The 21,949-nt window shown below is 60.9% G+C and carries 21 protein-coding genes and 2 pseudogenes; 4 read left to right on the top strand and 19 right to left on the bottom strand.

The features are described from left to right. Nucleotides 1-255 precede the first annotated feature (255 nt). Nucleotides 256-630: an E2 ligase fold family C protein gene (locus AC04SG_RS26940; protein WP_488553522.1), complete on the top strand. Its 375-nt coding sequence runs from the start codon at nucleotides 256-258 to the stop codon at nucleotides 628-630. 118 nt (nucleotides 631-748) lie between these two features. On the opposite strand, the gene AC04SG_RS26935 is transcribed toward AC04SG_RS26940, so the two are convergent. The 13 genes and pseudogenes from AC04SG_RS26935 to AC04SG_RS26875 all read right to left on the bottom strand — a co-directional run bounded on the left by AC04SG_RS26935 (nucleotide 749) and on the right by AC04SG_RS26875 (nucleotide 13,516). Beyond that, on the bottom strand, nucleotides 749-1,018 hold the full coding sequence (locus AC04SG_RS26935) for a hypothetical protein (RefSeq protein WP_488553521.1): 270 nt from the start codon (nucleotides 1,016-1,018) through the stop codon (nucleotides 749-751). Between the two features lie 50 nt (nucleotides 1,019-1,068). Next, nucleotides 1,069-3,039 (bottom strand): relaxase/mobilization nuclease RlxS, encoded by a 1,971-nt coding sequence (gene rlxS, locus AC04SG_RS26930; protein ID WP_488553520.1) that lies wholly within the window; start codon nucleotides 3,037-3,039, stop codon nucleotides 1,069-1,071. A gap of 200 nt (nucleotides 3,040-3,239) precedes the next feature. After that, nucleotides 3,240-3,929, bottom strand: a complete 690-nt coding sequence (locus tag AC04SG_RS26925) for a lytic transglycosylase domain-containing protein (RefSeq protein ID WP_488553519.1) — start codon at nucleotides 3,927-3,929, stop codon at nucleotides 3,240-3,242. Next, nucleotides 3,917-4,465 (bottom strand): S26 family signal peptidase, encoded by a 549-nt coding sequence (locus tag AC04SG_RS26920; protein WP_488553518.1) that lies wholly within the window; start codon nucleotides 4,463-4,465, stop codon nucleotides 3,917-3,919. Before AC04SG_RS26920 ends, AC04SG_RS26925 begins: the two co-directional genes overlap by 13 nt. Beyond that, on the bottom strand, nucleotides 4,462-4,731 hold the full coding sequence (locus tag AC04SG_RS26915; RefSeq protein WP_488553517.1) for a helix-turn-helix transcriptional regulator: 270 nt from the start codon (nucleotides 4,729-4,731) through the stop codon (nucleotides 4,462-4,464). The genes AC04SG_RS26920 and AC04SG_RS26915 overlap by 4 nt, the downstream gene beginning before the upstream one ends. Before the next feature lie 171 nt (nucleotides 4,732-4,902). Next, a pseudogene (locus AC04SG_RS26910) lies at nucleotides 4,903-5,211 on the bottom strand (DUF736 domain-containing protein); the annotation flags it as partial. A 311-nt stretch (nucleotides 5,212-5,522) separates the two neighbouring features. Then, the gene (locus AC04SG_RS26905; protein ID WP_488553516.1) at nucleotides 5,523-5,918 is read right to left on the bottom strand and encodes a hypothetical protein; all 396 of its coding nucleotides are present in this window, start codon (nucleotides 5,916-5,918) and stop codon (nucleotides 5,523-5,525) included. Between the two features lie 477 nt (nucleotides 5,919-6,395). Further along, entirely contained in the window at nucleotides 6,396-7,547 is a 1,152-nt protein-coding gene (locus AC04SG_RS26900; protein WP_488553515.1) for a porin, read from the bottom strand. Between the two features lie 316 nt (nucleotides 7,548-7,863). Next, nucleotides 7,864-8,520: an antitoxin Xre/MbcA/ParS-like domain-containing protein gene (locus AC04SG_RS26895; RefSeq protein WP_488553514.1), complete on the bottom strand. Its 657-nt coding sequence runs from the start codon at nucleotides 8,518-8,520 to the stop codon at nucleotides 7,864-7,866. An 828-nt stretch (nucleotides 8,521-9,348) separates the two neighbouring features. Continuing rightward, the gene (locus AC04SG_RS26890) at nucleotides 9,349-9,672 is read right to left on the bottom strand and encodes a DUF736 domain-containing protein (protein WP_488553513.1); all 324 of its coding nucleotides are present in this window, start codon (nucleotides 9,670-9,672) and stop codon (nucleotides 9,349-9,351) included. A 538-nt stretch (nucleotides 9,673-10,210) separates the two neighbouring features. Beyond that, nucleotides 10,211-11,941, bottom strand: coding sequence for a ParB/RepB/Spo0J family partition protein (locus AC04SG_RS26885; RefSeq protein WP_488553512.1), 1,731 nt, complete (start codon nucleotides 11,939-11,941; stop codon nucleotides 10,211-10,213). A gap of 91 nt (nucleotides 11,942-12,032) precedes the next feature. Then, nucleotides 12,033-12,434, bottom strand: a complete 402-nt coding sequence (locus tag AC04SG_RS26880; RefSeq protein WP_488553511.1) for a DUF2958 domain-containing protein — start codon at nucleotides 12,432-12,434, stop codon at nucleotides 12,033-12,035. Nucleotides 12,435-12,553: 119 nt separating this feature from the next. Continuing rightward, nucleotides 12,554-13,516: an ArdC family protein gene (locus AC04SG_RS26875; RefSeq protein WP_488553510.1), complete on the bottom strand. Its 963-nt coding sequence runs from the start codon at nucleotides 13,514-13,516 to the stop codon at nucleotides 12,554-12,556. Between the two features lie 713 nt (nucleotides 13,517-14,229). On the opposite strand from AC04SG_RS26875, the gene AC04SG_RS26870 reads away from it, so the two are divergent. Beyond that, nucleotides 14,230-14,532 carry a hypothetical protein gene (locus AC04SG_RS26870; RefSeq protein ID WP_488553509.1) on the top strand — a complete coding sequence of 101 codons (303 nt, stop codon included), beginning with the start codon at nucleotides 14,230-14,232 and terminating at the stop codon, nucleotides 14,530-14,532. Nucleotides 14,533-14,716: 184 nt separating this feature from the next. Here the strand turns inward: AC04SG_RS26870 and AC04SG_RS26865 are convergent, their stop codons facing one another. From AC04SG_RS26865 to AC04SG_RS26850, 4 genes are all read right to left on the bottom strand, one after another. Continuing rightward, nucleotides 14,717-14,896 carry a hypothetical protein gene (locus AC04SG_RS26865; RefSeq protein ID WP_488553508.1) on the bottom strand — a complete coding sequence of 60 codons (180 nt, stop codon included), beginning with the start codon at nucleotides 14,894-14,896 and terminating at the stop codon, nucleotides 14,717-14,719. A gap of 210 nt (nucleotides 14,897-15,106) precedes the next feature. Next, the gene (locus tag AC04SG_RS26860) at nucleotides 15,107-15,940 is read right to left on the bottom strand and encodes a hypothetical protein (RefSeq protein WP_488553507.1); all 834 of its coding nucleotides are present in this window, start codon (nucleotides 15,938-15,940) and stop codon (nucleotides 15,107-15,109) included. Then, entirely contained in the window at nucleotides 15,937-16,815 is an 879-nt protein-coding gene (locus AC04SG_RS26855) for a nucleotidyl transferase AbiEii/AbiGii toxin family protein (protein ID WP_488553506.1), read from the bottom strand. The genes AC04SG_RS26860 and AC04SG_RS26855 overlap by 4 nt, the downstream gene beginning before the upstream one ends. Then, complete coding sequence (locus AC04SG_RS26850; protein ID WP_488553505.1) at nucleotides 16,808-17,428, bottom strand: type IV toxin-antitoxin system AbiEi family antitoxin domain-containing protein; 621 nt, start codon at nucleotides 17,426-17,428, stop codon at nucleotides 16,808-16,810. Before AC04SG_RS26850 ends, AC04SG_RS26855 begins: the two co-directional genes overlap by 8 nt. A gap of 97 nt (nucleotides 17,429-17,525) precedes the next feature. Here AC04SG_RS26850 and AC04SG_RS26845 point away from each other — a divergent pair. After that, nucleotides 17,526-17,912: pseudogene (locus AC04SG_RS26845) on the top strand (DUF6088 family protein); the annotation flags it as partial. Between the two features lie 106 nt (nucleotides 17,913-18,018). Here AC04SG_RS26845 and AC04SG_RS26840 read toward each other — a convergent pair. Continuing rightward, on the bottom strand, nucleotides 18,019-18,144 hold the full coding sequence (locus tag AC04SG_RS26840; protein WP_488553504.1) for a hypothetical protein: 126 nt from the start codon (nucleotides 18,142-18,144) through the stop codon (nucleotides 18,019-18,021). 770 nt (nucleotides 18,145-18,914) lie between these two features. On the opposite strand from AC04SG_RS26840, the gene AC04SG_RS26835 reads away from it, so the two are divergent. After that, the gene (locus AC04SG_RS26835) at nucleotides 18,915-19,967 is read left to right on the top strand and encodes an ATP-grasp domain-containing protein (protein WP_488553503.1); all 1,053 of its coding nucleotides are present in this window, start codon (nucleotides 18,915-18,917) and stop codon (nucleotides 19,965-19,967) included. Nucleotides 19,968-20,466: 499 nt separating this feature from the next. On the opposite strand, the gene ubiM is transcribed toward AC04SG_RS26835, so the two are convergent. Then, nucleotides 20,467-21,648, bottom strand: coding sequence for a 5-demethoxyubiquinol-8 5-hydroxylase UbiM (gene ubiM / locus AC04SG_RS26830; protein WP_488553502.1), 1,182 nt, complete (start codon nucleotides 21,646-21,648; stop codon nucleotides 20,467-20,469). Nucleotides 21,649-21,949: the final 301 nt, after the last annotated feature.

The raw sequence follows: 21,949 nt of genomic DNA, 5'->3' as shown, positions 1-21,949 counted from the left end.
GCAACCCAACTATCGGCACCCAATCCCACCGCGTTCTATGCACAGCCGGAAGCAAAGGCAACTACAACAAATAGAATCCAATGGACGGCACACAGATGGAGTCTGCATTAGCAGTCGAGCGATATACGACAAATTGCCGACTGCGTCGGATCACAGTTGCCACCTCGATGCCGGATACAGGGCTCGCTCAAAAGTCGCTAGAAGCCGTACGCTGGACCTTACTGTGAGGTTGCTCGCTTCTATCCGGTTCTGGCGGTGCTCCTGTTGGACAGCGCGGCGAGCTCTCAAGCCCAAGCGCTGGAGCGCTTGGCAAAGTCGATCAATCCAAAAGTTGGCATCCGGCGTTCCGGCAAGTCTGCCACGGTCTGCGTAGTTGCAGGGGTGACGCACCCACCACTCCGGTGCCCGACCGTTTTCATGGGATCGGGCGGTTGGGCGGCAAAGCTGTCACGAACGGACCCGGTCGGCTCTGGCTCGAGTTTGCTGCCCTATGGAGCTGGCGCCGCAGGCTGCTTTGCTGCCGCCAACGTTTTTCGAACCATCTTCGCCGCCCAGTTGACCGGCGGAGAGTGGGCGAGGACATCGACCTCTCGTTGTATAGCTACAACAAAGCCGGCGATGCCGCCCTAATTGACTTCGCCGTCGATCTTTGCGAAGCGCACCTCGTTGGGCTGGGCGCGATAGGCCATGGCTCGCTTTGGGCCTTAGCGAGGCAATCCGGTCTCTTGGGTCGCTTGCATGTAATCGATCACGAACCGATCGAACTCTCAAACCTGAGCGCTATGTCTTGGCCGGTCAGGCCGAGGTCGGCACGTCCAAGGCGGCGCTCGCAACCACCGCACTCCGATCGACCGCTCTCGAGGTCGAGGCGCAGCAGATAAAGTGGGCAGAATATGTTGAGCGCCGGGGCAACTGGTTCTTCGACCGAGTGGGTGTGGCGCTTGACACCACCGCCGACCGACTCGCTGTCCAATTCGCTCTGCCCCGATGGATCGCGCATGGCTGGACGCAGTAGCACGACCTCGGCATCTCGCGGCACGGTTTCGACGACGACAATGCTGGGCGCTTCTATGACACGCTTGGTCCGCTCCTTTGCCGTCCGATCGTCCAGGAAACTCCCTCGCCGCGCACGACACCGGTGACGTCCTTGCCCATGTGCCGCTCAAGCACTGGTCGCCATGGCACCAGCGTGAATTCTCGCGACTTCTCGATGACAGCGTACTTGCCGCTGGCGAGCTCGACGGATCGGCGCAGCGTGCCTTGTATTCGATCTCCAGGCCGCGCTTCAGAATACGGGAGACCGAGCTGATCCGACAGCTGGCCGGCGACACGGTTCAGCTCGCGCTGGCGCAGGATCGAAATCATGTTGGCGCGATAGACGATCCGGTCCTGCTCTTCATGCGCAAGGCCTTGCGCGATCAGCCACTGCCGTCGGCGGGCTTGCGCCTCCCGCACCTCACGGCCGAAGCCGGAGTTGCGCAAAGCCTCGGGCTCCTCGGAGGCCAGCGCGCCGTCGATCCAGGTGGCGCCGTCAAAACCGACCTGTCGCTCCAGCTGCATTGACGAGAGCTTGTCGACGACGACAGGCTCGGCCCTCGCCCGCTGGCGCTCATACTCAGCGACACGGTTGAGGTGATCTGGCGCGATGAGCCATGTCCCGTTCGGCTCGCGCTCCACGCCGCCGGTCGCTCGGCGGATTGCCTCCAGCCGCCGCACATGGGTTTCGGCAAAGCGATCGGTGGCGGAGGGATCATGCTTGAGGTGAATGTCGATCGAGTAGCGACCACCATGGTCAGCGGCGATGTCGGCGATCGTGCGATCGACTTGCTTAGGCCCGGTGTTCCTCGACGTGACACGCACGATGCAGCCATGGGGCGTCGGCTCCGTCGCCCCTCCCTTGCCGATATCGACGTAATGGCTTTTCCCATCCACACCGTCGACGATGAGGTAGTGCCGATCGCTGATCTCGTCGGCCAGACCGCACGCGACCACGCGACCGACAATAGTTGCGATCGGCGTTTCGGGTCGACCATGGACGACGTAATCAGCAGGACTGCGGGCGAGACCCTTGCCGGTCAACTCGCGATGCATGGTCTTGATGATGTCGCCGCGCTCGCCGACCCCGCGCAGCATCACCTCAAGCTCGGCATCGAGGCGCCAGCAGCCCGAGCTCGCCTCCTTGGCCAAGCCCATCCGCTCAAGCTTGCGCAGACGTCCCTGATGAAGCGTCTGGCGAAAGGCGTCGCGGCCGGCCGGCGAAACATGTCCGTCCTCGTCGCGCATGCGCAGCAGCTGTCGGTCGATGCTGGTGAACCGCTCCTGCTCCATCTCCTGGCGCAGGCGCTCTTCAATCTCGCGGTCGGTGCGGGGACCAAGATCCAGGCTGACCAACTCGGCCGCGCGCTCGCGCAGGCCAGAAGAGATGTAGTCGCGCGTGATGACGAGATTGTCGCCGCGATCGTCCTTGCCACGGACGATGATATGCGTGTGCGGGTGGCCGGTGTTGAAATGGTCGACGGCAACCCAGTCGAGTTTCGTCCCGAGATCCCCTTCCATCTGGGCCATCAACCGCCGAGTCAGTGGCTTGAGGTCGTCATACTCGATCCCATCTTCCGGGGCGACGATGAAGCGGAACTGATGCCGGTCGCCAGCGGCACGATCGAGGAAGTCTTTGCCACTTACCCGGTCGCTGTCGGCGCCATAAAGCTCACCCGGCTCGCCCTCCCGCGTGACGCCGTCGCGCTGGAGATAGCGCAGATGCGCGCGCGCCCCGTCACCACCCTTGCCGGCCAGCTTCACGATCCGCGCCTTGACGACCACCCGCCGCTGGCGAAAGGCGGCATGGCGATCGCGCGATTTCAGCACCGCGGCAGCCGCCCCGCCGCGCCCTGTGCGACTGCCGGTGAAGCGGCGGCCACGGCCAGTCCTGCCGCCGGCGCGATTGATTGCGGCGCGGAGCTGGCCGACGAAGCGTTTGCCTGCCTTCGAGCCGCGCGAGCCGATCTTACCCAGACTCGGACGGAATTCATCATCTGGCATCATAGCCTCCGGTTAATCTTGAGCTGAATGAGTGAGTTGCGCCGATCAGCTCTCCTGACTCAGGAGACGGCCTCCGGGAAAAACGATGTGCAGACAAACACTTTGCCGCCTCGCGGAGGCGGTGTCTTTATCTTGCCTTCCGCGGCCCCCCCGCTAATTCGCCTCCCGGCCGCCCGCCCGACCGGGAAGCGCCCCCTGCCCTACTTGCTGCCCGGCCGCGCCGATCCAGCTCGCTGGGATCCCAGCGGCACCAGAATCCCGCCGCGCGAACCGCTCGCGGACACGCCGTCTTTCAGGAAAAACAACTCTTGCCCGGAGCGGATTCTCGGCACCTTTAGAGGACGAGGATGATGGCCCTTGAACACGTCCATGTCGGCCGCAGAAACCCCTGCGGCTTTTAGCTTTTGCAGGTACAAAACCGTCTCTTTCGGCAGCGGCCGTCCGCGCTGCACATGGGCCTCGTAACGCTCCGGTCCAGCATTGTAGGCGGCGAACAGGCCGGGGAAGCCGAAGCGGTCATACATGGCGCTGAGATAGGCGGTGCCGGCCAGAATATTGTCGCGCGGGTCGTGCGGATCAGCACCCAGGCCAAGCTCGCCGCGCAGCTCCGCATAGGTTTCTGGCATCACCTGCATCAGCCCGATGGCGCCCGCCCGCGAGGTGATTGGGTGCCCATGTAGCGTCGTCTGGCCACGACTTTCGGCGTCCATGACGGCATAAATCCAAGCCTGTGGAACGCCGAAGCGGCGGCTTGCTTCGACTACAAAGGGCCGCCATTTTGCAAGTTGCGGACCTTGGGAGAGAACGGCCGGCTGCGCGCCGGTCGCGGCGGAACAGGCGCATGGTGCGATCGACACCATGCCCAAGATCAGGAGGGTCACTCGGTCCATAGCGGCACGACCCTCCCGATTATTTTTGCTGCCGGCACCGGCCCGAAATAGCGGCTGTCGAAGGAGCCGGGAGCCTCGCCATTGATCAGGAAGATCTCGTCGGGCCCAAGCGCGCGGCATTCGTTCCACCACGGCAAGGTTCTGCCTTGCTCGTCGGTTGGAACGCGGCGGGCGACAATCTGGCCGCCGATGATGATGACGTCATTGAAGGCGCAGACATGCTCGCGCGGCAGGGCTGCGACGTGCTTCACCAGCGGCACGTTGCGAGGCAGATAACCGCGCTGGTCGGCAAGCGCGGCGACCATTTTCGGCAGGCGGACAAGCACGAAATCGCCCCTGCGCGGCGCGCCGAAGCCAAGCCCATAGAGCCCGACCGGCGCGCTGGCCGAGGCGTTCCACACCAGTAAAGGCGACGGGCTGGCGAATACGGTGAAGCCAATCAGGACAAGGGCGACGGCTGCGGTGGCAAGCGCCTTGCGGGCGCGAACGCGCCGCAAACGGCTGCCGATAAGAGTGACAGAAGGCCGCGCGATCATGAGCGGCCTCCGTCTTTTGTGTTGGCGGAACCGGCCCGGTCAGCGACGGAGTGCGCGGCATGCGGCTGGCCTTTCGACCAGGCGTCGAGCTCGTCGATGTGGTAGCGGACGAAGCGGCCGTGCTTTCTAAATTGCGGGCCGGCGCCGGTGAGCCGCATCTTTTCCAAGGTGCGCTGGGACAGCCCGACATAGAAGGCGGCCTGCGCGGTGTTGAGGAACGGGCTGCCCTTCTTGGCGCGGGCGGCGCGTTGGTTTTCGTCGTCCATAATGATCCTCGTTTCGTCGGCTTCAGACGGAGGCGTAGGATCGGCGAGCGGGAGCCCTCACGGGACGGGCGAAGAGTCGGGTGGGAGTTTTCGCCGCCCATAAGGCGGCTCGAGAGCGATTGAAGAAGCCCCGCTCCGGCCGCGGGGCGGGGCTTTCGCATCAGTCGGACGGTCGGACGGGTTCCAGATGATAACGTAGGTGTCGTCGTTATCCTGGCCGGCGGCGCGGTCGAGATTAGCGTAAAGCTTTCGCGGGCCGAACTCGGGCGCTGCGATCGACAGGCTCACATACTCCTTGCCGGAGCCTCGCGGTCCGGACCCAGCCGGCGCCAACCTCGACGCCTTGCGTCAGCACCCGGAAGTCGGGGTGGTTGTCTTTACCTGATTGGGCACGATGGCGATGTCGGCGCGGACGCTGAGCGTCTTGAGCGGGCCCTTATAGCCGCCGTTTTCCTGCTTCGTGACGTAATCGGTTCGGATCCGCCCAGAGGAGACTGGCCGCGCGATGGACCGGCACGACAGCCAAGCGGCGTGGCGGAATGTGGCGTTGCGGAGGTTCAGACACCGTCACCAGAGGCAGCCATGCCTATGCACATAGAGCGCCTCGGCAAGCGGGTCGGCGTGGTCCGGGGCTGTCGAAATAGCGCAGAATGGCGCCCGGATTCCGCGCGATTTGGACTGGACAGATGGTCGAATGGGAGCCGGTGGCCTGGAAAAATCGCCAAGCGGTGACACGCGAACGCACCGCCGCTTGGGCTTGTCGGTCCACGCAAGCAGTCTAGCTTAGCTCGCTATTGCCCGTACCGGCGCTCCAGGGCGTTGGCAATTCGCTCGCAAAGCAATTCTGACGTCACGGCTGTGAGGTGGAGACGAAGGCGAACGCCGCATGTATCAACCAGGGTAGTGACAATGCCGCGATCAGAGTACTCGGCGAGGTCGAGAACATCGTTGATGATGAAGTCAGATATTTCGCGCCCAGGGCGCTCATCCACCGGGTTCTCCTCCCAAATTGGTGGCTTTCCAGGCAGGCCGAGCCGAATTCGCTGGAATTCGGCGTAGCTCTCGGCAACGGCTTGAGCGTTGAATAAATGCCGAGTTACATTGCCATTTTCGACGACCTGAACCATCCATTGGCCGTCGACATTTTTCATTCGCACGTCATTCGGTTCTCCGGCAACAATGTCCATCATCCGCTTCAGCAATCAAAGAATGAGGAATGACTGTGGAAATCCCAAGCCACGGTATCGCTCTGCAGACAAACAATTTTCCCCTATGTGATATTCAAATCTCGCTTTCCGCGATCCCTTGAATTCAGTCAGAATGCTCGGCGCTCTAAGCAACCCATCGTCGTCTTCACAGAAGACGGCATCGACAAACTTTGGCATATCGTCGCTCGGAGCTACGCGCCGACGAAACCAACCGCAAAAACCCTCGCCCGAAATCAAGTCACTGCGGCCCCGGGCGAATGGTTACGGCCAAACCCCCGATCGATAAGTTTGAAAAGGGCGCCCGGGAACGGGGCGCCCTTCTCATCGACGAAATGCTTGGGTAGGAAGTCAAGCAATTCGCCCGACGACCCTTCAAGCCTCACCACCATGGTTGAGCGGCAAATTAGAGGCCGGCTCCCAGGTCCGCTTCGCACGCGGCAACGTGCTCTTCAATCCTCAGAACGAGCGCTGGAAGCGGAGCAGGCCGCCGATGCTGTTCTTCTTGTCGGCATTGGTCCAGTTAGAGAAGTCCACATCCCCGAACTTGCCAGCGTGGAGATAGTCGACTTCGGCCGTGATCGTCAGACCAGGAACGATATCGTAGGCGACATTGGCGGCAATGCCGAGGTTCTTCCACTCGTCATACGCTGCCTGAAGGTTGAAAGAGGTCTTCTCGTTGAACTTGTAGGTGCCGCCGCCCCAGACGGCCCAGTTGCCACCCCACTGCTTGTAAAAGCCGCGGCCGCCGGCAGGAATAGCGTAGGTCCCATCGGTTAGGTTGTCGTCGGTCCCATAGCCAGCCATAATGAACAGCGACAGTTCGTTGGTGGCGTTCACATCCAAGCGGACCTTGCCGGCTACCTCTTCGTAGTTGCTGTCGTAGGCCACGACGCCGCTGATGGCGCCCCAGCCCTGCGTGTACTTCACGCCGCCGACGACATGCGGAACGTAGCTGTCGATCGTGCCGACGACGCCAGAACCCTCTTCGAGCGACACCACGGCGGAGAAGCCATTGCCGGCGTCGAAGTAGTACTGGACGACGTTGGTGTCGAAATCGCCATAGGGAACGAGCGTATCGTTGATGACGTTGCCGGCATAGCCGATGAACGTATCGAAGGCCGATTCGTCCTTGCCGACGCGCAGGCCGCCAAGCTGGATCCAGGCGAAGTTCAGTGTGATGCCCTTGTTGAAGGCATAGTTTTGGGGACTGTCGGGACCCGAATAGGCGTTGCGGTTACCGAAATTGAATTTGGTCTCGGTGTATGTCTTCAAAGTACCGAGTTCGGTTTCCTGGCCGGTCCAAGTCCTTAGGTCAAAGCGAGCGTTCTTGCGCCAGGTGCCCTGGTCGCTGCCGTCTTGGACGTCGTGGGTCCGCGCCCCGTCGTAGGACCCAACGTCGCCGACGCCGATGTCGTAGCGGACATAGCCGCCGATGCGCAGGCAGGTCTCGGTGCCGGGGATGTAGAAGTACCCCGAGCCGTAGACGTCGCAGATCTTGACGTATTCAGCCGGTTCCGGCTCGGCGACGGTCACCGCGTCGGCGGCGCGGGCGCCGGAAACTGCGATCAGAGCCGCAGCTGAGCCGAGAAGAAGGCTCTTGATGTTCATGCTTGATCTCCATTTGATTTGAAAGGGGCGAGGACGTCGATGGACGAACCGCTCCCTGTCCCCACGATCGAAAAAGATGCGCATCGCGATGCATCCTTCCCGGATCGAACGCTATCCACCGAACGGATTAGTGCAAGTTAAAATCTGATTTGCCAACCACATATAGAAGTATCCGTTGCATTATTATCACTAAATACCCAATATTACTTGGACAAATTGGACAACTATACATTTGTACAAACCGCACAATTGGTACATCGGCTGTTTGGGCGCGTATGGAATGTGCGTAAACAGCCACCAACATCCCGGCCAATCGTCAGATAGATCCGATCAGAGAAACAGCCTGGGCGGCGGATGCGACCATTTCTGCGTTCATACCTTCTCTGAGCAATTCGATAGGAACGCGACCCTCGAGAAGAGGCGATGGGCTGATCAGCCACAGCCAAGCCAATCTGGGTTCGGAGATCGAGGAAAGGACCTGCCTGATTCCGGGCACAGGCCTGCCGTCGATGAACTGAGCCAGGGGAAATACATGCTTGCGGGAGCCTCGCCGAAACGCAACCACATCATTATGCCGCTGCCACCAATGCAGCGTCGACCGCGGTATTCCAAAACGTCTCTCGAGATGCGTCGAGCCCGCAACCGGACCGGCCCACTCCGCAACGCGGGCTCCTTCTCTCGGGCAATCTTTCTGAACCGGATGCGCGAGCGGATGATCGGCTGGCCGGGGTCGCGAAGCGATCTCACACGCCTGGGCATTTAGCCGTCGCGCGGCTTCCGCCTCGAGCCTACCAAGAAATTCGGCAGCCACCGCGGTCAAATCGCCGGAAGGAGAACCCGAAGGGGCAACAGCTGGCTTGTCGCCCTGCCTCGCCTCATCGCATTGGGCAAGAATGCGCTGCACTTCCCTCATGACAAAGCTTGAAAGCTCGGTGTGGCGCCTTTCATCCCCAAGATCACTCGACCCGGACATTGGCATTTCCCAGTAGAATTCCCTCAGCAAGCCGCCGAAAGAGCGTTGAAGACATGGAGTTTGAAGGACCGCGATGCGTCGCTTCCGGATGCCGCGATTATCGGCAATCTCGCGGTTCTAACTTATGGCTCTGAACAAGAAAGGGAGAACATGGATCACTGACAGCGCGCCTACGGGAACACCATCCGCCAGTTATGCTGCTCCCCCAAGGACCATCGGCTCCAATTCGGCTGTGACGTAGCTCGCGCGGTTGCGCGCACATATTTTTCAGTATTCTAGACCATCAATTGCAGCGATACATTGCGATTGCGCCGAAGTGCCCCTAACGAGACTTCATCGGCAACATTGCGATAAGAGACGATCTCATTTGCATGAAATGTCTGCAATCCAATTAGGAGCTGATCTTGTTCCCTTGTTTTTTTATCCGCTCAGAGCGGAGTGCGTTCAGCGACGAACCAGGATGTCACGTAGTGCGTTGTTTTTGGCGCTCCATAACAATCTGGTGTCACCTCCGCTTCTTTCATTCGAGCATCAGGCGCATCTGGTCTCTGAGTCAAATGCAGTGTTTATATCGTGGCCATCTGAGTTCGAGATGACCTGGTTCCCGCGCTCCTCATCGAGGTTGAGGAACGGCCTGCCCTTCTGGCGCGGGCTGCGCGTTCGTTTTCGTCGTCCGTGACCGTCCTCGCATCGGTTTCGGAAGGAAGGATGCGAGGATCGGCGAGCGGGAGCGCTCGCGGGATGGGCGAAGAATCGGGTCGTGAGTTTTCGCCGCCCCCTGAAGGCGGCCCCGCGCCGTTTCCGGCGCGAGGCTTTCGGAGCGGCCGGTCAGTCGGCCGGGTTCCAGATGATGGCGTAGGTGTCGTCATCATCCTGGCCGGCGGCCCGGCCGAGATTGGCGTAGAGTTTGCGCGGGCCGAACTCGGGGGCGGCGATCGACAGGCTTACATAGTCCTTGCCGGATGCTTCGCCGGTTTTGATCCAGCCGGCGCCGACCTCGACGCCTTGCGTCAGCACCCTAAAGTCGGGATGGGTGTCGGCGCTCTTTGACTGGTTGGGCACGATGGCGATGTCGGCGCGGACGCTGAGCGTCTTGAGCTGGCCCTTGTAACCGCCATTGTCCTGCTTGGTGACGTATCCGATCGCGGTCATGTTAGTCTCCTTTTTGCTTGTCGCCGGGGACCATTCCCCTGCGATGGCTGACCGTGATGGGCGCGTCCGGCCCGCCCGAACCCGTAAGGGCCGCAGCGGCAGCGGAGGACCCGAGCGGGCAGCTTTTTTGAAGCGTAAGCGGCGCGAGGAGCCGCCGCAGGCGGCGGGGAAAAAAGCTGACGGCCGAGGGTTTCGGGCGGGCCGGATCCGCCCATAGGTCATCAAGCCAGCGGCAGGGGAATGGTCCTGGCGAGAGCCGAAGAGACGGCCTCTAGACGCGGTCGCCGTAACAGGCAAAGGTCAAGGCGAGGACAGGACAGCAGACGCTCCGGTGCCGTGACAACGACAATCGTGCTCCGGCAGAAAGCGCCAAATTGCCAATCGGGCCGGGTGTTTGCGGAAGTTGGTCGGCCGGTGCGCGCGGCTGAAAAAACCGGGGCGGCGCGAAGGCTCTGGCACTGGACTCGAGACCCAATGTCGCCCCGGCAGGTGGACCAAGCGGCGGCGTTCAAGTCGCCGCCGCCCGAATTGGCCAGGATCATTGCGACACGAACAGCGGCTTAATCTTTGCCCACTGGTCGGCGGTGCGCAAACCGCTGCGATCCGTGTAGCAGGACACCGGGAAGGCCATCCAGCGCGGCAGCCAGCCGTCAACCTTCTGCCTCTCGTTCTCGCCTGACAGGAAGTCGCGAATGATCTTCTTTTGCGTCTTCACCTTCTCCGAAGAATTGCCTTCGGCGACGTGACTGCCGCCCACCTCGGCGAGCATTGCGTTGGCGACTTCCCGGTCGCGCAGCAGGTCGAAGAAGGCATCGTCCGGCTGCCAACAGGTGCGCAGGTCGAGGCCAAGGTGATTGCCGAGCGCCTCGATGATGGCGCTGCCATTGCCAAGCGTCTCTGCCATGACGAGGGCCAGAACGCGCGCGACATCGTCGTCGGACAGCGCCAGCAGCCGGGCGAAGACGCTGGCAAGTGCGAAATCATCACCGTGGCCGCCGGCGACCGTGCCGTCCTCGTCCACCGTGCCAAGCAATGCCAGTACCTCGCGACGTTTGGCGACGAAAGCGGCCTCGGCGCTGCATGCCGCAACGCTTTCGGCAATCGCCGCGTTGGCGGCGCGCTGTGGCTCGACGCGCACCGTCCACAGGCTCGACCCGGCAATGGCATGCGCCACCATCAGGCGCAGCGCGACGCCTGGATGGTCCAGCAAGGCGGCGCGCACGGCGGCATGGCGATGCAGATCGACATAGTTCTGCAGCGGGCCGGATAGCTCGGGTCGCGACGGCTTGGCCGGTGCCTCGGCTTCCTCCGTCGCCTCGCCACTCGCGCGGGCGTGGCGCGCTTCCTTGCGCGACAAATAGCCTTCGTGACACTCGACCTCGCCGCGTTGCGAGACGGTGATGAGGACCTTGCCGCCCTTCTTTTTCGGCGTTTTTTCGTAGTCCCACGAGTGGAAATACTGGCCGGGGTCGAGCAGCACCACTTCCGCCCAACCGGCCTCCAGATAGGCCTCGCGCCTGGCGCAAATCGCCTCGTTCTGCTTTTGCCAGAACAGGTCCGCATCGGCAAAAAAACTGTCCTCGCCGAACAGGTCCGACACGATGAGGCCGGGATAGTCCTCGGTTGGGAACAGCGCCACCTTGGTCGAGATCGACTGGCCGCCGAACAACCACTGCTTCAACTGCCATCCGCGCGGCGCGCGTTGCTCGGGATCGGCATAGAGCGACAGCCAATCCTTCTGCTGCGCTTTCGAGGCCATGGTGAGATGACGCACCGTCTCGGTGTCGATCTCCTCGCGGCGATAGGCTTCGCGGATTTTGGGCAACAGATCGCCAAGGGCCAGAATGCGCTTCACCTGAGGCTCGGTCAGCCCAAAGGTTGCGGCGATATCGGCAATGCCGCGCCCCTCCCTGATGAGACGGGTGAAGGTTTCCCATTGCGAGACTTCGTCGGGGTCGAGGCGGGCGATGTTTTCGATGAGCGAGGCCTCCAGCGCGTCGGCGTCATCGCCGTCTTCCATGATGGCGCATGGTAGCGGATCGGCCTCGCCGCGCTCGTCGGCGACCGTCTTGGCCGCGAAGAAGCGCCGCCGCCCGGCGACGATTTCGAAGGTGTCGGGCGTGCCGTTGGGCCGGACGAGCAGCGGCACCAGCACGCCGCGCGCGCGAACGGACGGCAGGATATCGGAAATGTCGGGCGCGCGTTTGGCATGGCGCATGTTGAGCGCCGACACACTCAACTGGTCGATGGAAACATGGGCAAGCTGCATGGCTAACTCTCCTTTTCTTTCGGGGGAAATAGCCCCCGCCGCGAGGCCGGAGGCCGAGCGGCACGGGCTGGTTTTGCGCCTCAGGGCGCGGTCATTCCGCCCGATCGGGCGGAAGCTCTGGAAGGGAAAGCGCGGCGGCGGCCTGCCGCAAAAGTTGCTCGGCCTCGGTGATGTGGCCGGCAATCCGCGCGGCCTCGGCAAAGACCGAGAGCGGAAATCGGGGCTTGAAGTAGAGGTCGCGCTCGATGCCGAGGCCGAGCGGGCCCTTGGTCGCTTGCAGTTCGGCAAGGCTGACGCTGCCAAGTTCGGGAAAGCCGAAGCCGAGATCGCAAAGGCCGAACAGCGTATCGCCGTCGGCGTCGAGTTCGGTCAGAAGCCAGGTCGCCGCGCCGACCGGATTGAACAACTTCACGACCGGGACATGGTCGGTTTCGACCTCGGCCGCGCCATTGGCGAGCAGGTGGGCGCGCAAATCGTGGGTGATCAGGATCATGGCAAAACTCCTTTTCAAAACAGGTCGGGCTGGTTGCGTCTGGCGTCATCGAAGAGGCCGATATCGAGCGGCTGCTGCCGGCGTCGGCTCGCTGTGCAGCGGAACGCGATCGCGGCCGCTCATGCAGCGATCCCTTCCAGCCGCTTGCTTTGCGCATCGGGCTGAAACGCCAGCAGGAAATCGGCGGCTTTCGAGGCAAGGCTGGCGGCGCGGAAAATGGCGCGGTTGTCCTCGCGCAGCACGGCAAGCCATGAGGCGATATAATCGGCATGGCGCACTGTCGGCTCGATGCCGAGGCTAGAGCAGGTGAAGGCGGCCGTGATCTCGGCGACCAATTCCTCGCGGGCGTAGGCCTTGGTGCCAAACGAGCCGGAGAAATCACGCGCAAGCCGCGTCGGGTGCCCGGTCCAGTGGCCCAGCTCATGCAGAGCGGTGCGGTAATAATTGACCTGTTCGAAGAATGCGGGCTGCGGCGGCAGCTGCACATAGTCGGCGGCGGGCATGTAGAATGCTCGGTCGCCGCCGATGCGGATATCGGCACCGCTGGCCCGAATGAGGGCCTCGGCCTGGGGGATGATCTGGCGCTCGGCCAGCGGCTCGGGCTGGCTGTAAAACTCTTCGGGCAGGCCCTCGCATTGCGCGACATTGAAGACGGTGAAGCGTTTGAGGAAGGGCACCGCCTGCGGTTCGGTGTCTTCTTCCCTCGCGCGCTCCTTCTCGGTCTTCGGGATGAAGCGATCGGCGTGAACGATGGTGGTGCCGTGTTCGCCCTTGCGAACATTGCCGCCAAGCGAAAGCGCCTGCCGGAAGGTGAGCCAGTTCTGGCCGGGATAGCCGCGCTCGATCACCGCGCCCCACAGGATCAGGATGTTGATGCCGGAATAGGTCCGCCCTGTGGCGGCATTCTTCGGCAGTCCAAGGAAGGCTTTCGCCTTGTCCCAAGGCTTCACCCAAGGCACCGAACCGCGCTCCAGATCGGCGATGATGCGGTCAGTGATTTCCGAGTAAAGGCTGGCCCTCGGGGCCTCGCCCTTCCTGGCCAGCACTTCTCCGCTAGCGCTGCGTTTGCCGTTTCTGCGCATGACTTTTCTCCGCTCGCCAATCTCGCTGCGCCCTTCCCCGGAAAGCGGGGTGGGCGGCGAAAAACGACCGGAAAGGCCCGCCGTCAGAGGCGGCCTGCATCCGCAGGACCGGAACGCCAGTGGAGGACCCGGAGCGCGAGCGGAAGGGTTGCGGGCCGCCGCGGCGGGCCTAGAAGGGAGAGCCGCCCACACCGCGCCGCCGGGAAGGCCAACCCAAAAGACAGCGCCGCCCAAAGGGCGGCGACCGTCACAGCCCGCAAGGGCTGTCCGCGCCAGGGGGCGAAGCCTTAATGGCCGAGACCGCAAAGCGGGCTCGGTTTACGAGCACCCGGTGCGCGCCTTCAGGCGCGCAGGCGCCCACCCGCCCGTCTCTTGCAAGCAATGCATGCCGAGCTTCATCAGCGGGAGGCCCGGCCCCCTTGCGGCAGTGATATCGTTGCCGACCCTGCGGGCGGCAAGTGCCCACCGTACAAACGTCATCAGCAATTCGGATTGCAAAATTTACGACACAGAGGAAATGCCGAACCTCAAATGCTTCGGCGACTTGTGCGGCTACGGGAGCCGCGCCATAGTGGGGCGTTAGACCCAGGGCGGGGATGGCGCCAGCCGAGCGTATCCACAAAATCTTCACGTCGTGCAGGTACGGCCCGGGAGCCTGTAAACATGCGGCAGGCAGGCTGGCATTACTGATGATTGATACGAGAGGAAGACACGTGCTGAGAATGACACGCGCCGAGCTTCATGAGCTGGTCTGGTCGAAGCCGATGACCGAGATCGCAAGGCTGTATGGCGTCAGGGACCAGCATGTAGCGCGGGCCTGCGATGCGTTTGAGATCGCCCGGCCGCGCGCCGGCCATTGGCAAAGGGTAGAGCACGGCAAGTCTGTGGAGACCGCCACGCTCGACAACGAGAACTATTCTCCAGAGGCGATCATCGTTATCGACCCGTCGGTCGGGAGGTCAGGCCGGCTTCTACAGGGTGACCACGATGACGCAGCTACGAGTTGTGCAGCATGATCCATTGAGGGATTGCCGCACCAAAATGGCGTCTTTTTAGAAGATCGGGTTAGAAGATCGGGTCTGCCGAGAGATGCGGCGCGGACGCTATCCGCCGCGGATTTCATCGGTGGCGCCCCAGGCTCGATCCGGTGAGTATGCTCGGCCAGGAATATCGCCAAGGGTAGTCGAACGCACTGAAGATTTAGGCCGTCGGCCGCACAAGGCGAACACGATCGCCGAGTTCACAGGGCTCGTTGATTTCGATACCAAGCACCGGCGAAACATCCTCGTAGACCGCGGCATTCCGCGCTACTTTGTCCATAAAAAGTGCGACGATATCTTCCGGTGCCATTTTTCGACGAGCCGGTCGATCGCCATTCATTGAAGCGGCCCCGGACCCCAGAGCCGCCGCCGTTTGAACACCCAACACGTCGCGAAATCGGAGAACGGCTCCGCGCCGCAGAGATAATGATCGACGCGGTGTTTCGCCTCGCCGCGCCAGAGTGAATAGTCGCTGCCTCGTGGATCTCAGCGAGTTCTCCGGCGATCCCGCGCAGGAAGGCTATCGCGTCGGGGGCAGTGTCCGCTCCGCTCATTCCTCGTCCCACCGGCCGAGGTTCACGTCGACGAAGCCGGCCGGGTAGCCCCGAGCCATGACGCCGAAATTGGGCTCGCCTTCGCTATGAACGGCGAGGACATGCTCAGGACCGAGCGGCTGATGAGTGTAGAGGTCGAACGCATGTTTGTCCGGCCGGCAGCCGAGCAATCGGCCATAAGTGGCAACGACGGCCTCAGCCGCCGAGTAACCATGGCGGGAATGGACGAGCGGCATGGCAATCTCCAGGACACGCGGCCGACCGATCTGCTTCAGCATGTCCTTAAGTGCCGCATCTCGCTGCCAGAAATAGGCTGACTCGCCGCCCCAGCTCTCGAGGAGCAATTCAACGCCGCCGTATTCGACGTCGACGGGATGCGAGATCATCCAGAACTTGTCGGAGCGGGAGTCGAGCTGATCGCTTTGGTACGGGCTGTCGGCGAACAAGCGATCTGCGACCTCTTGGCTGAATGCGCCAGCAGCGACTTGCGCCGCGAAGCGTGATCGGATGGTGTCGAGCCTAGATGGATAAATGCCGCCCTGTCCAAGAACGTCGACTTCCGCGTCGGTCAGGCGGGTATAGTGCCAAGCGCGGATCGTGCGGACTTCCATTAGCCGCATAATATGCTCCTTCACCCACATGAACTCGCCCGCGTAAGGATTCTCGGGATAGGGCATGATGCGATCGGAGGCTTCACGCTCCAGCCATTGGCGGCGCGACGCGAGCATGTAGTCGCGGATGACATCGGTGTGGGCGTCGAGGTCGCCGCGCAACTCGCTGTCGAAGGTTTCGACGTCCCAGACGTCAATGATGACGACGCCCTCGGTCATGCCTCATTCTCATTTCTTGCTACGATCCGCGCGCATGACGGGCCGACCAACTCCCAAACCCCTTCGATGATCGATTCCAGCGAAACAGCGTCGAGTTCGAGCGATGCGGCGTAAGCGCGCCATTGCCGCTGCTTCCCTTCGTCGCCAAACATCTCGGCCGATAGGCCTGGTGGGCGTTCTTTCGGGATTGGCGTCCGCCGGCGCTCGAACGTCGCGCGGATAGCCACATCCAGGTTTTCAGCGGAAATGTCGATCGCGCGCGGGATCGCCCACAGGTCGTAATAATCCTTCATGCGTCCGTTGAGAACGCCAAGCGCCACCATCGCCTGGAATTTCTCGGCGATCACGGTGGCAGGCGGATAGGAACGAACCTGCGGAGTGGGAAAATCCAGCAAGGTCGGATAGTCGAGCCGCTGCGTCGCATCGGCCATAGCGTCTCCGAAACCGATGTCGATGGTGACGGGAATGCGCGTCCTTTCGAGATAGGCTGCGGTTTTGAGGCGAACGCCGCCATATTCCATCTCTTCTCGAATAACCGTCGCAGCGAGCGCGCCGATATCGAAGGCGAGGCCATCGTCACTCTCGATCGCCATGATCTCCCCGAAGTCGGCGATCAGGCGGTCAGGATCGGCGCGCCCATGTCCGAGAAAGTCCGCATCCCGCGTCACCCGATTGTCGTCGGCCACCCAGACCGTGACCAGCATGCCGCCTTTCAGGACGAAGCGGTCCCTATGCGCTGAGATCGACAGGCGATAGAGTAGCCGTTCGAGCGCGAACCGCACCAGCAGGACGTCGAATGCGCGACCTTCTTTGCGGGCCATACTGAGCAGCCGGTCCTTGACCGACTTCGCCATGTTAGTTGGTGCTTTAGCCATTGGAGGTGAGCGCCTCTAGATAGGGTTGCATCACCTTCCAGGCGCCGCCGGCCTTCGCGGCCTGGGCGATTGCGCTCGGAGTTGCCTTGCGTTGCTGGAGAGCAGCGCGCAAGCCTTCTACAGCGACTGATCGGTCGACCAGTTTGGGATTTCGGAACAGGTCGGCAAGGGTCTTCGGGATCGAATAGATCGGGACGTCAAGGCCGGCGATTGCATGATGTTCGATGCCCTGTCGCAGATATGGCTCCGTGAAGCGGACCATACGCAGCGGGGGATAGGACTGCACGGGTGCCCAATCGCTCGTCCCGATCGCCATCCAAACGCGCCGCGGCATCTGGTCGGTCAGTCCGTGGAAGGCGAGCGCCGACACCAGAGCGATCACGCCTTTGGGCGCGCGCATGATAGCTTCAGCAAGGATCTGGTTCTCTTCGACTTCCGCGTCAGGCTTCTGATAAACTCCGCGTGAGATTCGCTCGATTTCACCGCTCTCGACCGCGCGCGCGATCGTTTGCGCGCTGATGCCAGCCTCACGCAGTTCATGCGCATGCATCATGCTGCGCGCATTGAGCAGGCTTCTGAGCTTCGCCTTTTGCGGATGTTGCCCCGATGGCATGTGACAAATCCTCTAATTGATCGCGATATTATCAGAGGTTTTGTCACGCGTCATCCCTGCGGCACACACAGTCGTCGCATTAGTTCCAGGTTGAATTATGAAGCGTGCCCGGGCAGCCGGTTCGCGGCGGCGTCTACACACCCAACGACTTGCTTGACGTTGCGGCGCGCGCGACGGTCGACCAGGCCCGGTCCAGGCTGGTCAAGGCCGACAAGTTGCGTCGGCTCGCGCGAGGTCTCCACGATTTCCCGAAGGTTCACCCGCAGCTCGATCAACTCTCGCCGGCTCCCGACGACGTCACGCATGCTTTGGCGCGCGAGACCGGGTCGCAGGTTCAGATAGCGGGCACGCGCGCCGCAAACGCGCTCGGGCTTACGACGCAAGTGTCGGCGAAGAGCACCTATCTCACCGATGGTCCATCACGGCGTGTGGTCATCGGCAAATGCGTGGTCGATCTTGGCATGCGTCGCCAAAGCATCTGATGCTTCGGGCAGCCGGCCATTCCAAGTGTCTTTGATACCGTTTTGTATCAACCCTCACGGGTTATCGCCATATCTGACAGATAATGCGCCATAACCCGTCAGATATAATTACATTTCGATCAATGTCGCTATCTGGTCATTGACGAAGGCTGGCTCATAGTCGCGGGCCAGCGCGCCCGAGAGACCCACCTGGCGCAGAGCTTCTCGCCATCCATCCGAAATACGCTGCGCCATTGTCCGGATCGTCTCCCGTGCCTCGGCCTCAGGAATCTCGAAAAACTCGCAGGCTTCCAGCGCGTCTGGGAGACATTCTGTTGATCGAACAGGTGGATCGGCTCAGCAGGTTGAATAGCGCAGATTGGAACAAGCTAAAGGGCGTGATTAGAGATCGACGTATTAAGGTTGTCGCCCTGGACCTTCCGACACTTGGGGGGTGGCATCCGAGAATGCCGACGAGTTCACATCCCGTATGGCGGACGCAATCAACAACATGATGCTCGACATGATCGCAGCGATTGCACGGAAAGACTATGACGACAGACGGCGCAGACAGTTGCAGGGCATCGCAAAGGCTAGGGATGAAGGCAAATACCGGGGTCGCCCCGAGGCTCAAAGGCGGGCAAAGTTGGAACACCTCTGCCACAGGGTGTTCCCGTTCAACGCTGGCGAGGCTTGCCAAGCGAGCGACGGCATAGACGTCGAGAGGAGCCGCCTTGTTCGTCTTTTTTAAGTCATGGGTCGATTGACAAACTTGGCGGCGACGATATTGCTATGTTCGTGGGAGGGGGAAGTCATGTCACAATTGAATGCTCACGAAAAACGTCCATTGGTTACCTTTTTCTTGTCAGCGTACCCAGATAATCTCTATCCGGAAATGGACCTTCCACAATCGCAGAACGATGACGCAGAGTCCGATCCTCGCACGCTATTCGCGGCTCTGTCCAGAACTCCCCCGACTTCGACGATGACGCCAGGTAAAACGCGTCCGGGCGGGTACAACAGTAATGGCAAATATCTACCATCCAAGTACATCCCTGCTAAGATGGACAAGCGTGCTGGGAAGTGATCTAGATACGGTTCTCCTAATTGGTTTGACGGAAGATGCGCATGTCACAGCGGTGTGCACGAGGTTGGGCGAACTAGGTGTTCCGACCTTCTTCTTCGATCCAAGTGAAGACGATGGCGTGCCTACACTTAGGTGGCTAAGTCCGGAACGTGCTGTTTTGGAATGGCCCGATGGTCGGGTACTTTCCACACATCAGGTGCGATCAGTTTTTTGTCGCTATGCGTTGGACAGGCTGACTGTTAGTAGGGAACTACCGGACATTGAGCGATTTGCACTGACCGAACGTCTTCAAGCAGCACTTTCGGCCTTCCGATGTTTAGACAGTCGGATTTGGATAAACGATCCGTGGCATGAAGCCCGAGCCGATTGCAAGCTTTACCAAACGCACATTGCCGCACGGCTTGGATTGCAAACGCCGGAGCAGATAGTTTCGGGATCAGTGCAGGATATAATTGAGTTTTCTAAAGGCCATCCGTCATTGGTGATCAAGTCAATTTCGGATGCTAGTCTCGCGTTGATAGGGAATGAGTTTTACTTTGAACGTCCAATCCCCTCATCCAATTTTTTGGCACCATATACCCAAGAGCTACGACTCGAAACGTTGCCTACGCTCAAGATGGACGACACTCCGAGCCTTATTCAGGCCAAAGTGGAAAAGGTTTTCGATGTCCGTGCCATTGTTGTGGACACGAACGTTCTCGCCTACGCGCTTCTTCAAGGCGACGCTGTGAATGTCGACTTTCGGTTAAATGAGATTTCTCGGGTCCAGCCCATAGAGCTTCCGAACGATGTGACTCAAGGCTTGGTCAACCTCGTGTCGGCAATGCAGCTTCGCTTCGCCGCGTGCGACCTTATCCTCAGTGCCGATGGGGTCTTCACTTTTTTAGAGGCTAACGTCTCAGGGAATTGGTTATTCTGTGAACAAGATGGTGACCTCCGAACAACGAATACCATCGCAAAAGCGCTCCTGTCGGGTGCCTCTAACATTTAGGCGATGTAAATCCTTCCTACGGCTCGCGCTGAGCCCGTTCAAGGCCGCCCTTGAAACGGTGGCGAAGGTTCTGGCGGGAGACGCTATCTACGCGCCGATCTTCGCTACCCTAGAAGCCGAGATTGCGATGAAGAGGCGAGGCGGATCCATTGCTCACGCTCGCGCATCTGAGGCAGATAGTTGCTTAGAGGTGCAACACGTTGCAAAGATTGTTCCGACGGTTCCAACATCGGGTCCAACAATAGATTAAGGTGTTGATTTATTTAGAGTAATTTTGAGGAACAGGGTTCCAAAGGGGCCCACCAGACCCTCGAGACAGACTGCGGCCGCGTCGAGCTGCGCGCGCGATCGCGCCACGGGGCATGACGCAGACGTACATGCCATTCACGGTCAGCAACCTTGTAGATTTTTGCTTTAGGTTTCAGCCGCTCAAGGGCGGTGCAGATTGGCGTATTTTCGGCAGCGTTTGGAGAGGCCTTACCATTCCCACGCCTCTGTTTCACCGCCTCAGCATGGCCGAAATGCCGTGGCGCACAAAGGGAAAATACTGGGCAAGGCGAAGGCCGGCATGTCTTGCAAGCCGTGCTGCCGCGTGTTCGCCCGAGTAGAGTCCGACGAGAAGATTGGTAGCATGATAGAGCGGTGTAGCCGAGAGGCGTAGGCAGCTTTCATATCTGTGGAGCATGCCGGGATCGCCAATGTCACGTCGGTCGTGACGGGCTGCCAGGATTCTACGGGCGAGTTGCTTTTGGCCGCCGAGGCCAATGTTGAAGCCATGCGCAGTCACCGGGTGCATGCCAATGGCAGCGTCGCCGATGAGTGCAGCGCTGTGAGCCCAAAACCTGTGCGCCCACGTCGTGACCAGCGGATAGCAATGGCGTGTGCTGGCCAGGGTCATTTTTCCGAGGCGCCCTCGACAGCGGTCCGTCAATTCCGTCACGAACAGATCGTCGTCGAAAGCAACAAGTCTATCGGCCTCTTTTGAGGGCAATGTGAGAAGCAGCGAGGACAAGCCTTTCATCAGCGGCAACATCGCTATCGTCTGATGGTGATCGAACCATTCGATTGCGACCTGGTTATGAGCACGCTCGTGCCTCACCCGGCAAATCAGCATCGAGCTGCCTAGCCGATTGATGTCGGCGGCAATGCCGAGCAGGTCGCGCGTGCGCGACAGACGCGAATCCGCCGCAACCAGAAGCCGAGCCGTCAACCGCCTCCCGTCAGAAAGCTGTACGACCGCTCCTTTGTGGCTGTTTGTTACACCGACGACCGAGTGGCCGCATAGCAGCTGGGCATGATCGTGCAGGCGGATGATCTTGAACAGGGCATCGCGGATCCGACAATTCGGGACGAGAAATCCGAGTGGTTCTGCAGACCCTCTTGGAGGATCGAAACACAGAGCGAAAGGGCTCGATCCGTTGAGCACGCGGGCGCCTTGCACGGGGGATTTGTGCGAAGCGGAGATCGCATCCCAGGCGCCGAGCTCTTGAAGGATCCTGATCGAGGCGTAGGTCAGCGCGATCTCGCGACCATCGAAAGGCGGATTCGCCAGCCTTTCCAGGGCCTGCTGTTCGACCACTGCCACTTTGAGATCGCTCTTTGCCAACGATGCGGCGAAGGAAAGTCCGATCGGCCCGGCTCCGGCCACAATGATGTCGAAACTGTCGACGCAGCCGGCCATCAGCGCGCCGCCATCGCGTCAGCCATCTGCGTTGGATACTGGGGACCGATTACTCCGGGCAGCCGGGAACATGGCTGATAGAACCGGCCCTTGGATACGTCCAGCCAGGGAGATCGGCAGCCAACAAGTGACATTCGCAAGTCGACGGTTCGCTGATGCTGACGACCAAACTGTCTGTTAGACATGGCGTTCTCCCTTGAAAGGTCGGCGACCAAACCACGCCGATGAGAAGATAGCCTTGATCTGGATCAGCCAGACATGACAAAGCCGGCAACGGCGGGTTTACGGTCGGCTGGTCGCT

The organism is Mesorhizobium sp. CNPSo 4684, assembly GCF_057784315.1.
Note: the sequence above shows the minus strand (reverse complement) of the source record. Positions and strands in the feature narration are given on the sequence as shown.